Raw genomic sequence first — 13,210 nt, 5'->3', positions numbered from 1 at the left:
TTTTACGTCTGGAAAAATGAAACGCACACTGATCAGCGACTGGCCATTATTCATCATCCTGATGGTCATTTCGCATCTTTCAGTCGCGCAAATACCGGTCAGCTACAAGGCGATTCATTCGGGTATCCCCTGGTTTGACAACCGCGGGCAGGTCGTCAGTGCCCACGGTGCCAGCATCATCAGGGATAAAGATACCTATTACCTGTTTGGTGAAGCACACACGGATGCGGGCAATGCGTTTGCCGGTTTCAATTGTTATTCATCGAAAGATTTGTACAACTGGACATTCGAGAGCATTGCCCTGCCGGTTCAGGCCAGCGGCGATTTGGGCCCGGATACGGTGGGAGAACGTCCGAAAGTCATGAAGTCACCCGCCACGGGTGAATATGTCATGTTTATGCACGTTGATGCGCTTGACTACAAAAGCCAGTTTGTCGGTTATGCCACGTCAAAGAACATTACCGGCCATTATACCTACCACGGACCTTTGCTATATCAGGGCAAGCCTATCAAGAAATGGGATATGGGCACCTTTCAGGATAAGGATGGTGCCGGATACGTGCTGCTGCACGGGGGTGATATTTACAAACTGACAGACGACTATACCGGTGTCAGTGAGCAGGTCAATCATGCCATGACGTCAGGTTTTGAATCCCCTGCCCTGTTCAGGAAAAACGATATCTATTATTTTTTTGGTTCGGACCTTACCGGCTGGGAACGCAATGACAATTATTATTTCACTGCCACCTCACTAAAGGGGCCGTGGACGCGCAGGGGTTTCATCGCGCCGGAAGGTACACTGACCTGGAATTCGCAAGTCACTTTTGTGTTACCGATTGAAGGACAACAAGGCACTACCTATATGTTCATGGGTGATCGCTGGTCTTACCCCAGACAGGCATCTGCTGCTACCTATGTCTGGCAACCGCTGACTATCGACGACATATCCGTTTCCATTCCTCTATATCAGGAAGCATGGCAAATCAATGCCGCGACCGGCGTCACTGTGCCTGTCGCGAATGGAAGACGGTTTATCAAGAATACGGATGACAGCATTACTTACACCGGCGCATGGCAACATGAAACGACGCCATTTGCACAAAGCAGATCAGATGTAAAGGATGCAGCTTTCTCTGTGTCATTTACCGGTCGACAAATCAGTTTATATAGCCTTGCGACCCCCGATGGCGGTTATGCCCGGGTGAGTATGCGTAACAGCAAAGGCGAAACTGTATTGTCATCCATCATCGATATGTACAGTAAATACCCGGTGTCTGCGCTGAAGTTCATGAGCCCGATTATTCCCAAAGACAGCTATACATTGACCGTCTCTGTTTTAAGGGAACACTGGAGTTGGACAAGCAAGAAAAAAATCGTATCCGGCAGTGCCGGATACGCCGTTTCGCTTGAAAAAATTGTCGTCAGTGAATACTAGTGGACTGTAACAGCTGAAAACAGAGTGCCTTCCGCTTGCGCGACGACCATGGCTGCGTTGCAAATGCTCGCGATAGTCCACTATCGCTCTGCCCAAGTGTTAACCTTGTCTTGCCCTGATCGCCGGGCAAACGTCTTTCACTTCTGTTTTAACTGTTACAGTCCACTAGGGCGTCACCAGTCCATCCATTCTCACAACTTCAAAATTGCTACCTTTGACACTGCCCAGTTCGGACACCAGTTTTTCATTATTCCAGCGGGCATCTGGTGCGCCGCTGATGTACCAGTTGGAACCATTGTCAGCCACCAGCATGCCATAGGTTTTCATGGCTTGCAGAATGGCCTTGCTCTCGTTTGAGAAATTGGCCGGTATCTGGAAACTGGCTTTCAGGCGTACCCGCATGCCCATCGGTGGCAAGGTGTTGCTGGTATTCGATGAAGCCCAGTGGGTAGCCGGTGGCACATAGGCACGACGACTGCGGCTGACGGTAAAGCGCAGGGCATGGCGTATCGCACCGCTGGCGGCTTCTTCATAACGCACCAGGCCGGGGAAGATGGGCAGACCGGCAGCATCGGCGCTGGTCCAGCCTGGTTTGCCGCCTGGCCTTACCGTGTTGGATGTCAGATCAAAGATGGCACCGCCACTGACTTTCCAGCTGCCACCTGTTTGTGGATAGGCATTACCCACTTCATACAGGCGATTGGCGTCACGGTCTATGACCAGAACGTGGCGATCACCGCCAAAAGTGATACCACTGGCCTGCTGCCCTTCTATCGGTGCATTGGCAGGTATGGGGTAAGGGCCAGGGTCACTCTCATCACCATAGTCGGTAAATTGCACGACCACCTTGGGCTGGCTGCTGGCAACTACCACATAGGGTATGCCTATGGGTGCACCATCGTACAGGCCAGAACCAAAGTCGGGATGAAGACTGGTGCCCAGACCTATGCTGTTGATCAGCGCATCGGATGCCGGGTCAACTGCGGCACCCGAAATATCCATGTTCCAGGCATTATTTGCCGGAAAAGGCACAGCCCCGTTCAGATTGGCCCCTGCACCCAAATCAGCCTTGCGCAAGTCGCCATAAATGGCGTTAGCCGTTGTGCCACCATTTGTGCCACCACCAGTGCTGCCAGTGCCTGCTGTATTGACGGTAACGGTGACCGAGGCAGATGTATTGCATGTGGTGCTACAAGCGGAGTTGCTGGCAAGCAGGGTATAGCTTGTGGTGGCGACTGGACTGACAGTAAGGCTGTTGCCCGTCACGGCGGAACCATTGACGGTGACACTGGTGGCACCACTGATATTCCAGCTCAATTGTGTACTTTGTCCTGAAGTGATGCTGGCAGCAGTGGCGACAAAGCTGTTGATTACTGGTGCTGTGGCAGTGGTGGTGCCTGTAGAACCCGTGTTACCCGTATTGCTGCCGCCGCCGCTCGTACCCGTGGTACTGCCGCTCGCACCACTACTGGTATTGCCAGAACCACCGCCGCAGGCTGTCAGCGCAAGCATGAGTGTAATGACGGATAGTCCTTGAACTGTAGTGCATCGCATGGTGGTTTTACTTCCGGCATGAGGCAAGTGGGCTTCCAGCCTAGTGCTGATCCGGCAGGCAGACAATGCGAATTGCATTTTCTTACAAATTATCTGCGCAGGAAGGTATGATTTTCAACAAAGCAGCCATTCAGGCAGGCTGCAAAAAACAATAGAGGATTTTGACATGCATGACGATCATTTGGCATTTGAAGAACAGGAACACCCGATAGACCCTGCGATACGCACAGAAATCAATGCCACCTTGCAACGCATAGAACAGACGCATGATGTCAGGGTCTTGTTTGCCTGTGAATCAGGCAGTCGTGGCTGGGGCTTTGCCTCGCCTGACAGTGATTATGATGTGCGTTTTATCTACGTGAACCGGCCAGACTGGTATCTGACAGTGGTGCCCGGTCGCGATGTCATCGAATTACCGGTCAATGAAATTTATGATGTCAGCGGCTGGGATGTACGCAAGGCACTGGGCCTGCTGCGCATGGGTAATGCAACCCTGATCGAATGGCTGTCGTCACCTGTGGTGTATGCGGCCGATGCGGTGTTTCTACAGGCAATACAAGCAGCAACCAGGCAAGTGCACCGGCCAGAGCGCTCTTACTATCATTACCTGCACATGGCGGCAAAAAACTACCGCGAGCATTTGAGTGGCGACATCGTCAAGCTGAAAAAATACCTGTATGTACTGCGCCCGCTACTGGCCAGTTTATGGATAGAGAAAAACCTCGGTACAGTACCGATGCGCTTCCAGGACCTGGTGGATGCACTGATCAGTGATGAGGTGTTGAAGGCAGCCATCGCTGAACTACTGGTCATCAAGCGACGTGCCAAAGAATCAGAACTGGCACCGGCCATGCCTGTCATCAACCGCTTTATTGAAACCGAATTGGGCAGGCTAGAAAACGTGAAGCAGCATGCTACCGAAGATATGGATTTTTCTGTTCTGGACCGCCTGCTGCGTGATACCGTAATGGGAAGCTTGGCGAAAAAATAATTCGTTTTTGACAGCATTTTTTAGCCTGCCAACAAGAATTGGCAATTTCACCCATAATGATTTTCTTGTCATTTGAAATTGCAGGCTCATGTATCCCTTATCCATACTCGATCTGTCACCGATAGCAGAAGGCAGCGATGCTGCACAATCCTTCCATAATTCCCTCAGCCTGGCCCAGCATGGCGAAAACTGGGGTTACAAGCGTTACTGGCTGGCAGAACACCATGGCATGCCCGGTATTGCCAGTGCAGCTACGTCTGTACTGATAGGCTATATCGCCGCCGGGACCAAAAGCATACGCGTGGGTGCCGGTGGCATCATGCTGCCCAATCATTCACCGCTGGTCATTGCCGAACAGTTTGGTACGCTGGAATCACTCTTCCCTGGCCGCATCGATTTGGGACTGGGGCGCGCACCTGGGTCAGATCAACGCACGGCGCGTGCCTTGCGTCGCAATTTGTCCAGCGACGCGGATGAATTTCCGCAAGATGTGGCGGAACTGATTGCGTATTTTGAAGGCGATGCCCGCTATGTACGGGCGGTGCCTGGCGCCGGTTTGTCCATCCCGGTCTGGATACTGGGTTCCAGCCTGTTTGGTGCGCAGCTTGCTGCTGCCATGGGCTTGCCCTATGCCTTTGCTTCGCATTTTGCACCTCAGCAGATGATGCAGGCAATCGATATCTATCGCGCCACTTTCCGCCCTTCTGCACAATTGGCCAAGCCCTATGTGATGCTGGGTTTTAATGTCTTTGCTGCCGATACGGACGACGAAGCGCATTACCTGGCCAGTTCGGCCCAGCAAGCCTTTATCAATTTGCGCAGTGGCCGCCCGGCCAAACTACCGCTGCCGGTACGTGATTTCCTGAAACAGACAGCGCCGCAAGAACAAATGCTGCTGGATCAGATTTTATCTTGCTCGGCCATCGGCGCACCCGATACCGTGGCTGAAAAAATACAGGCCTTTATCAATAGCACAGGCGCAGATGAATTGATGCTGACTTCGCAAATCCACAACCACACCGCACGCCTGCATTCATATGAAATTGCAGCACAGATTGCCAGCCAGCTGCAGGCTGCAACGTCAATCCAGTAAAAATTAAAGAGGACATTCACAAAATTGTCCCAACAAGGCTTATCGCTTTTAGGAAACGTCCCTTTCAAGGGACGTTCGTTTCGTCGGCAGACAACATGTTGTCTGAAACCCCGACTACACCACGACGGCGAAGACAGTACTTTAGTACAAACTTAAAATGAAAAGCGGAAGCCTCAACGCTTTGGGGCAATTTTTCGGATGTCCTCAAAAAAAAAGCCTGTGCACACCTCGTTGCACAGGCTTTGAAATTGCTGACCAGATAACAACGGTCTATCAGCAAGAGGGAAGCGTTACTACTTCAATTCATTCCATTTCATTGTTCTCGTTCTTTTTTCTGCTCATGCATTTTCTGGCTTAACTGTCAGCGTGTTTGCTGCTTTACGATTTCGACCAGTCAGCATGCCGATAAGTTTCATCAAAGTGCGATATATCAAGCGTATGAACAACAGGGTAAATATGGCTTCCAGTATGGTCATGCAAAAACCGACCAGCGGGTTGCGTTCTGTCATGCGTCTGCTCATTTTTGCCATCATGCGGTCGCGTGCAATTTCTATACTGTCATAGAAGGTCGGCACAACCAGCAGCGTCAGGATGGTGGACGTGATGGTGCCGCCGATAATCGCAATCGCCAGCGGACGATAGAACTCACCGCCTTCACCCAGGCCCAGTGCAACAGGCATCATGCCGGCAATCAATGCAAAGGTCGTCATCAGGATAGGACGCAGACGCACACGGCCAGCATGCATGAGCGAATCTTCACGGTCATAGCCTTCTGACTCACGTTTGCGGGCAGCATCCAGCAACAGAATCGCATTCTTCGCCACCAGCCCCATGAGCATGATGATGCCGATAAAGCTCATCAGATTCAGAGTGCTGCCGGTGATCAGCAAGGCCAGCACCACACCGATCAAAGACAGAGGCAGCGACAGCATCACAGCCAGTGGGGCCGTGAAGGAGCCAAACTGTATCACCAGGATCAGATACATCAAACCAATACCGGACAACAGGGCAATCAGCATGGCACCAAATACTTCTTGCTGATCCTGGCCAGAACCACCCAGTGACAGGCCATAGCCTGGCGGATAATCAAAGGACTGCGCCAGTTTCATGGCGTCGGCAATGACTTCGCCGTTGGAACGCCCCTGCGCATTGGCAGACACGGTGATGGTGCGCTTGCCATTTGCATGCTCGATACCGGAAGGCCCTTTGCCCATGGTAACAGTGGCGATCTGGTCCAACGGTACCATCTGGCTGGTGCCGGATACGGCGATAGGCAGACGTTCTATGTTTTCCTTGCTGACACGATCGTTCGGATGCAGGCGCACTGCCACATCGCGGGTTTCACCGGTAGGGTCAACCCAGTCACCAACTTCGATACCGGCAAAGGCCACACGCAAGGCCTGCGCTGCATCATTCGATGAAATACCCATGGAATTGGCCAGGCCACGATTCAGTTCTATCTTCAATTCCTTTTTAGGATCCTGTTCAGACAGGCCAACATCCACCGCACCTGGCACCTGACGCAATTTATCCATGTAAGCACTGGTGATTTCCAGCAGCTTGCGTGAATCCGGGCCGGTGAATTCTATCTGCACCGGTTTTTGTGCGCCGTTGTTCAAATCATCCAGCACCACATATTCAGCACCGACCAAAGCCCTTACTTTTTCGCGCAATTCAACTGCGATTTCCTTGGCGCTGCGCTTGCGTTGTGTACGCTTGCCTATATCCACATATATACGGCCACCGGCGGCAGTGATATTGCTATTGGTTTCCTTGGTTTCTGGAATACCACGTGCAATTTCTGCCGCTCTTTCCATTTTCAGGCGCGCATATTCTATGGATGAAGAAGCTGGTGTACGCACGGTGATCATCAGGTTGCCGGAATCTGCGGTTGGCAAAAAGCTGGTGCCGCCCCACTTCATCTGCACACCCAGTGCAGCCACCAGGCTGAACAGGGCAATCGCACTCATCCAGCGCCTGTGATGGAGGGCCCAGGCAATCACATTACTGTAACGGTCGGACTGATGGTCAAACCAGTCATTGAAGTTGGCCAATACCTTGCTGATACCTTTTTTCGGCGCAGTATGGTGATCTGGCGGGTCACCCCAGTATGCCGACAACATCGGGTCCAGCGTGAAGGAAATACCCAGACTGACAAACACCGAACAGGCCACCGTCAGCGCAAACGGACGGAACCATTCACCCGGCATGCCAGGCATGAAGGCCACAGGAATAAACACCGCAATGATGGAAAACGTCGTAGCAGCCACGGCCATGCCGATTTCAGCCGTACCTTCGAGTGCCGCAGTACGACGGTCAGAACCGTTCTGCATATGGCGCACAATGTTTTCCCGCACCACAATCGCATCATCAATCAGCACACCAATTGCCAGCGACAGGCCCAGCAGGGTCATGAAGTTCAGGGTAAAGCCGCACAGCCATACCGCAATGAAGGCGGCAATGACAGAAGTCGGCAAGCTCAGGGCCGTGATGAGGGTAGAACGCCAGGAATTCAGGAAGGCATATACCACGAAGATGGTCAGGCCGGCACCCAGTATCAGTGATTCGATCACATTGTTCAGGCTGCGCTGCGCATCTTCACCGCCGTCGCGGGTGATTTCAAGCTTGGTACCTGGCAGGTTTTTTTCCAGGTCCTTGTTGATTTCCTTGACCTTTTCACGCACTGCCTGTGCCACGCTGACGGTACTGGCATCACGGGCACGTGTCACATAGATGCCCACGTTCGGCTTGCCGCTGCGTATGCTGAGGCCATTCACGTCAGCAAAACTGTCTTCTATGGTAGCCACCTGCGCCAGGCGAACAATTTGCTCACCGTTGCGTTTGACCACGATGTTCTGAAATTCTTCCGGCGATTCAATACGGCCTACCAGGCGTATACTTTCTTCATCCAGAGTGCCGCGTATCTTGCCGACCGGGGCATTGGTGTTTTGATTGCGCAGGGCACTCACCACATCGCCGACCGAGATATTAAATTCACGCAATTTTTCTGCCCGCAGCAGCACTGACAATTCACGCTTCAGCGAACCTGTCACTTCTACCGTCGCCACGCCATTGATACTGCGCAGCTTGTCGGCTAGGCTATCTTCGGCCAGACGAGAAATTTCGGCATGCGTTTGCTTGCTGGACGACAGTGCCATGTTCAGAATCGGCTGTGCACCCGGGTCCCAGCGCTGGATCACCGGTTCACGCATTTCTGTCGGCAATTTATAGCGCAAGGTGGAAATCACATTCCGGACTTCATCCGAAGCCTCGATCATGTTTTTCTTGAAGGTGAAGCGGATATCGAAACGGCCGCTGTTTTCTGCTGCCGTTGCCCAGACTTCTTGCACACCGGATACTGCCTGCAGGGATTTCTCAACACGGTTGATGATTTCGCGTTCCACCGTATCCGGTGATGCACCAGGATAAGGCATGACGACGGACAGGCCCGGTACTTCGACATCCGGGTTCTGGTTCACCCTGAGTTTGCTGAGTGCCAGCAAACCCAAAGCCATCAGGGCGATGATCAGTACGATCGTCGCAGTCGGCTTTTTGATACTGAAATCGGATAAGAACATGATTATTTCCCTTGCGCTGGAGTCGCGTCAGCCACGGCGACTTTGGCCGCTGCCATTTCTATGTTCTGACCATCCTTGAAGCTGGAACTTGGACTGCGCATGACCACATCACCCGCCACCAGACCACTGCGGATTTCATAATTGCCGGTGCGCTGGTCACGTTTGCCGATCTGCAAATCCACCCGGTTCAGGGTTTTTCCTGCCACTTTCCAGGCATAGGCCTTGTCGCCTGCCTTGACGACTGCAGCTTCCGGCAGCATCAGGGCGCTGACAATGGCAGCTTCAATATTGCCTTCGGCGTACAGGCCGGATACCCGTGGCTGGTTGCTGTCGGCAAACGCCACCAGCACTTCCACCTGGCGTGTCACATCATTGGCTGCCGGATCCACCCGGGTTACCTTGCCACGAAATTCCTGACCGGCATAACCATTGATACGAAAACCAACCGGCTGTCCCACTTTAACCAGGGCGATCTTGTCGGTAGAGACGCGACCGGCAAAACGCATGCTGGTCGGGTCGATGACCTTGACCAGTTCTTTGCCTATTGATGCGGTATCACCCGCCGATACCTTGCGCTCGCTGACGACGCCGTCAAACGGGGCACGCACGACAGTACGCTGTAATTGCTGACGTGCCACCACAGCGCGGGCTCTGGAAGCCGACAGCTCGCTCTGGGCACTGTTGCGACGTACTTCGGCATCATCCAGCGCCTGCAGGGATGTCATGCCAGATGCACGCAGGGTTTTCAGCCTTTGCAGGGCACGGTCAGACTGGTCCAGGGCCATGGCGGCGCTACGGGCATTGTCTTCGGCTGAATTGAGGTTGTCGCGAATCGAGGTTTCATCCAGTTTCACCAGGATATCGCCGCGTTTGACGACATCGCCGTTTTCTTTCAGCACTTGCAGCACCACGGCACTGACTTCCGCACGCAGATCTGCCTTGCGTTCAGGCTGTATTGAGCCGGTAACAACAGGGCCTGATGCCAGAGCATTGCTTTGCACGGTCATGATGTCTTCCGGTGCAATCACCAGTTTGACCGGTGGTTTTTTGTCCGTAGCCCCACCCTTGTCTGCTGTTGCACTGGCGCTGGCACTGGAACTTGCACTGGCTTTTTCCGTGGCTTTGTCTTTGCTGCAAGCTGCCAGGGCTGAGGCGATGGCAAGAACGAGGAGTGTTTTACGTAACATGATGAATCCCTGTCGCTATTTGTTATTGGGAAAATTGGATGAGAGAGTATTCCCCGGGAACCTGTCCAGTTCAATACCCCAGGTTTTGAACTGCTCTTTTTTATGGATGAAATGCATTTTTTACGGGTTGAAATGCATTTACCCCTACGGGAATTGTGCCGGGTCAGACCCGGATAAGCCTGATAAGTTCCAATCCCGGCAGACCTTGCTGCTGCTATTTTCAGCAATCCAGGCAATAAAAGAAAAAAATAAAGGAAAAACAGGGATAGCCCCGATATGCTTCCAGCCCGCTCAAAGGCATACAGTGTAATGCCACTTTTCTGCCAGGATGCAGTTTCATCCCGCGCATGTAGGTCAAATGCATCAATAACATGCAGGTGATAGTCAGAAACAAAAACCGATCAGGTCTGAGTGAACAGTGTCGCCAAACACAAGCCCACTAAGAAGACAGACAGCGTATCACCACATCATCAATCACCTTGCCGGCTGACAGGCATTCACGCAGGGTTTTCCTGGTTTTTGCCCTGCTGACGGTCAGGTTCGGTGGATCGGGGATGAGCCAGGTCTTGTAGAGTGGGGTAAACACCCCGTCATGCGCATTGCGAAAGCGAAATGGCAGAGAAATGATGGTGCCGTTCTGGTTCACCTGCACATGAAAATGCAGGTGCGGGGTGGTCGAAAAACCGCTATTGCCAGACAAAGCAAGCACATTCCCGATTTCCACCCGCTGGCCAGGCTGCACCTGGGTGGAGTTTTGCATCAGGTGGACATAATCAGCCCAGCTACCGTCATCATGCAGAACGCGTACATAATTGGCCTTGTCAAAAAATTCGGGCTCAGCTTTGCCATTGTCAGCAAACTGACGCACCACTTCAACCACCATGCCGGCCCGTGCTGCAACAACCGCAGTACCGACAGGCATATTGATATCGACCGCATAGCGCGTGGCCACCGTGGTATGCGTAAACAGGGGGCCATCTGCCGATTGCAATATCTGAAAAGCCTGGTCAGCAAGAAAAGGAATGCGGTAGCTGACACCCGCATCATGCCGCGCCCTGGGGTCACCCTGGACGACCTGGCTATTGGAATAAAGCGTGTAAGCAAACTGCTTGTTGGCTGCGGATACGTCTACCAGTTCCATGCTTTGCCCACCCGCCAGCAGCACCTGTATAGGCCAGTTACGACTCGATGCCAGGTTGCTGGAACTGCTGAGCTGTAGTGTCACCATCACCGGCATGCGGCTGTTGTTGGTGGCAACCACGGTATCTGAACCGGCTTTTCTGACTGTTTCTATCTTCACCAGATCGTTAGCGGCATAGACTGTTGAAAACTGACTGAAAGATAAGGCATAAGAAAAGACCGCGATAAGCCATACTCTGCATACTCTGTTAACTGACATAGACATCCAGGTCAATTGTCAGAACGGGCGGCACGCCAGATCGTGCGCCCCCCTACCACCACGCTTTCCAGCTCACCGGCAGTACGCATGTTCTCAAGTACCGGTAATACCACCGACGTGGGCAGTACGTCACCTGGCCAGTTTATCCAAAAGTGATTAATACCTTCAGCCGTATCGGCACTGTTTGGGCGCTGCTGTAAATAGTGGCGTATGGCATTCGCGATGAATTCCTGATCTTGAGTCTGCATTATTCTTTTCCTCTGTTCAGGTCTTGCTGTATTGCGCGGACCAGGCCGGCACTGGCATCTTCTATATAGTCCAGCACCAGATCAAAGCCATCCGGGCCACCGTAGTAAGGGTCAGGCACGACATCACTGTCACTTTGACTGGCATAGTCCATCATCAGCTTGAGCTTATGCTGATGGGCCACAGGACAGGCTACCTTCATCCTGGCCAGATTGTCCTTGTCCATGGCCAGCAACAAATCAAATTTTGCGAAATCATCAGCGCTGAGCTTGCGCGCCCTTTGCTGCGACAGATCGATGCCGCGGCGGGCAGCAAAGTCTTGCGAGCGTGGGTCGGGTGGCTCGCCGATGTGATAGGCATGGGTCCCGGCAGAATCGATATGCAAATTCAGTTGCGCAGCTTCAGCCTGGGCACGGAACACCCCTTCAGCACTGGGTGAACGGCAAATATTACCCATACAGACAAACAGAATTGCTTTGGTGGTGGAGTTTTTCATCGCTAAATCAGAAAATACCGGAAAATTCTTGATAGAAAGCCAAAATTTTATACATTCACGACATGCTAACACGCAGTTTTCGCATCAGCAAAGCCGGATTCTGGCCCAGGAAAAACACATGTTATTATTTCAGGCCCGCGGCAAGCTCAGTTGCAATCACAGTTATAAGCGCAGTTGTAAGCCCAGTCGCAAGCCCTCCATAACACAGAGACACGTATGACAGAAAACACCTCAAGCAATACCAGCGCAATCAGCTTTCGCCCTGCGGTGGATGCTGATGCCGAAACAATCGCCGATCTAGTCAACAGTGCCTACCGTGGCGACAGCAGCCGCCAGGGCTGGACCACGGAAGCCGACTTATTGCAGGGTTCACGCATACTTGCACCAGAAGTACGCAAGCTGATCGCCACACCCGATTCCGTCATCCTGCTCTGCCTGCAAGGTGACGACATCATAGGTTGTGTCAATCTGGAGAAAACCGAAGGTGCCGCTTACCTGGGCATGTTTGTAGTACGCCCGGTACTGCAAGGTAAGGGCATAGGCAAGCATTTCATGCAAACGGCTGAACGACACGCGCAAGTATCATGGGGCATAGATAAAATCTGGATGACCGTCATCAGCGTCAGGAAAGAACTGATTGCTTACTACGAACGCCGTGGTTATGTACGCACAGGCCGCTTCAAGCCTTTCCCTTCAAATAACGGCAAGGAACAGATGCTGGTTGAAAACCTGCAGTTTGAAGAAATGGAAAAAATACTGTCCTGATTTCAAGCGCTTGTGCACACTTGGTCAATGATCAGGATTTGTCGTGATAATAGTAAATGGCCCCGCATAGTGCTACGCCCACCAGGTAGAGCAGCCAGGTTTCATTCCCTATCAGGTAGGGATAAAACATCAGACCTATGGCCAGCCATTTGATGCGGGTGCTAGACTTTTTCTTGCCATAGGCGTAGGCCGCCATACCCAGTATGCCGAAAATGATGGCACCGTAGATATAGGCTGGGCTGGGCAACAAGCTTAACAATAAGGCGGTGAGTTCCTGTTCATCCAGCATGTGTGGCCTTTAAAATGAAGTGCATGTGTTGCAGTATAAGCGCAGTATAAGCGCAGTATAAGCGCAGTATAAGCGCAGTATAAGCGCAGTATAAGCGCAGTATAAGCGCAGTATAAGCGCAGTATAAGCGCAGTATAAGCGCAGTATAAGCGCAGTATAAGCGCAGTAGCTGTATAA

Annotated in this window: 11 protein-coding genes; 4 read left to right on the top strand and 7 right to left on the bottom strand. The window is 52.3% G+C overall.

Going from position 1 to position 13,210, the window contains the following annotated elements; genetic code table 11:
* Positions 1–16: 16 nt before the first annotated feature.
* Positions 17–1,435: a family 43 glycosylhydrolase gene (locus tag H8L32_RS04325; RefSeq protein ID WP_186945950.1), complete on the top strand. Its 1,419-nt coding sequence runs from the start codon at positions 17–19 to the stop codon at positions 1,433–1,435.
* A 165-nt stretch (positions 1,436–1,600) separates the two neighbouring features.
* On the opposite strand, the gene H8L32_RS27665 is transcribed toward H8L32_RS04325, so the two are convergent.
* Positions 1,601–2,947 (bottom strand): hypothetical protein, encoded by a 1,347-nt coding sequence (locus tag H8L32_RS27665; protein WP_230412054.1) that lies wholly within the window; start codon positions 2,945–2,947, stop codon positions 1,601–1,603.
* Between the two features lie 208 nt (positions 2,948–3,155).
* Between H8L32_RS27665 and H8L32_RS04315 the strand changes: the two genes are divergently transcribed.
* Both H8L32_RS04315 and H8L32_RS04310 read left to right on the top strand, forming a co-directional pair.
* Positions 3,156–3,980, top strand: coding sequence for a nucleotidyltransferase domain-containing protein (locus tag H8L32_RS04315; RefSeq protein ID WP_186945948.1), 825 nt, complete (start codon positions 3,156–3,158; stop codon positions 3,978–3,980).
* 88 nt (positions 3,981–4,068) lie between these two features.
* Complete coding sequence (locus H8L32_RS04310) at positions 4,069–5,073, top strand: LLM class flavin-dependent oxidoreductase (RefSeq protein ID WP_186945947.1); 1,005 nt, start codon at positions 4,069–4,071, stop codon at positions 5,071–5,073.
* Positions 5,074–5,411: 338 nt separating this feature from the next.
* Here H8L32_RS04310 and H8L32_RS04305 read toward each other — a convergent pair whose 3' ends face one another.
* The 5 genes from H8L32_RS04305 to H8L32_RS04285 form a co-directional block, all read right to left on the bottom strand.
* Complete coding sequence (locus tag H8L32_RS04305; RefSeq protein WP_186945946.1) at positions 5,412–8,651, bottom strand: efflux RND transporter permease subunit; 3,240 nt, start codon at positions 8,649–8,651, stop codon at positions 5,412–5,414.
* Between the two features lie 2 nt (positions 8,652–8,653).
* Positions 8,654–9,838 carry an efflux RND transporter periplasmic adaptor subunit gene (locus H8L32_RS04300; protein ID WP_186945945.1) on the bottom strand — a complete coding sequence of 395 codons (1,185 nt, stop codon included), beginning with the start codon at positions 9,836–9,838 and terminating at the stop codon, positions 8,654–8,656.
* A 439-nt stretch (positions 9,839–10,277) separates the two neighbouring features.
* Positions 10,278–11,237 carry a M23 family metallopeptidase gene (locus H8L32_RS04295; RefSeq protein WP_186945944.1) on the bottom strand — a complete coding sequence of 320 codons (960 nt, stop codon included), beginning with the start codon at positions 11,235–11,237 and terminating at the stop codon, positions 10,278–10,280.
* 11 nt (positions 11,238–11,248) lie between these two features.
* The gene (locus H8L32_RS04290; RefSeq protein ID WP_186945943.1) at positions 11,249–11,485 is read right to left on the bottom strand and encodes a hypothetical protein; all 237 of its coding nucleotides are present in this window, start codon (positions 11,483–11,485) and stop codon (positions 11,249–11,251) included.
* A complete protein-coding gene (locus tag H8L32_RS04285; protein ID WP_186945942.1) occupies positions 11,485–11,979 on the bottom strand; it encodes a low molecular weight protein-tyrosine-phosphatase in 495 nt (164 codons plus the stop codon). Before H8L32_RS04285 ends, H8L32_RS04290 begins: the two co-directional genes overlap by 1 nt.
* A gap of 216 nt (positions 11,980–12,195) precedes the next feature.
* Between H8L32_RS04285 and H8L32_RS04280 the strand changes: the two genes are divergently transcribed.
* Complete coding sequence (locus tag H8L32_RS04280) at positions 12,196–12,744, top strand: GNAT family N-acetyltransferase (protein ID WP_186945941.1); 549 nt, start codon at positions 12,196–12,198, stop codon at positions 12,742–12,744.
* A 31-nt stretch (positions 12,745–12,775) separates the two neighbouring features.
* On the opposite strand, the gene H8L32_RS04275 is transcribed toward H8L32_RS04280, so the two are convergent.
* On the bottom strand, positions 12,776–13,033 hold the full coding sequence (locus H8L32_RS04275; RefSeq protein ID WP_186945940.1) for a hypothetical protein: 258 nt from the start codon (positions 13,031–13,033) through the stop codon (positions 12,776–12,778).
* Positions 13,034–13,210: the final 177 nt, after the last annotated feature.

The sequence above is a fragment of the Undibacterium hunanense genome, assembly GCF_014284335.1.
GTDB classification, from domain to species: domain Bacteria; phylum Pseudomonadota; class Gammaproteobacteria; order Burkholderiales; family Burkholderiaceae_D; genus Undibacterium; species Undibacterium hunanense.
The sequence above is the reverse complement of the archived record's forward strand: the minus strand, read 5'-3'. Positions and strand labels throughout refer to the sequence as shown.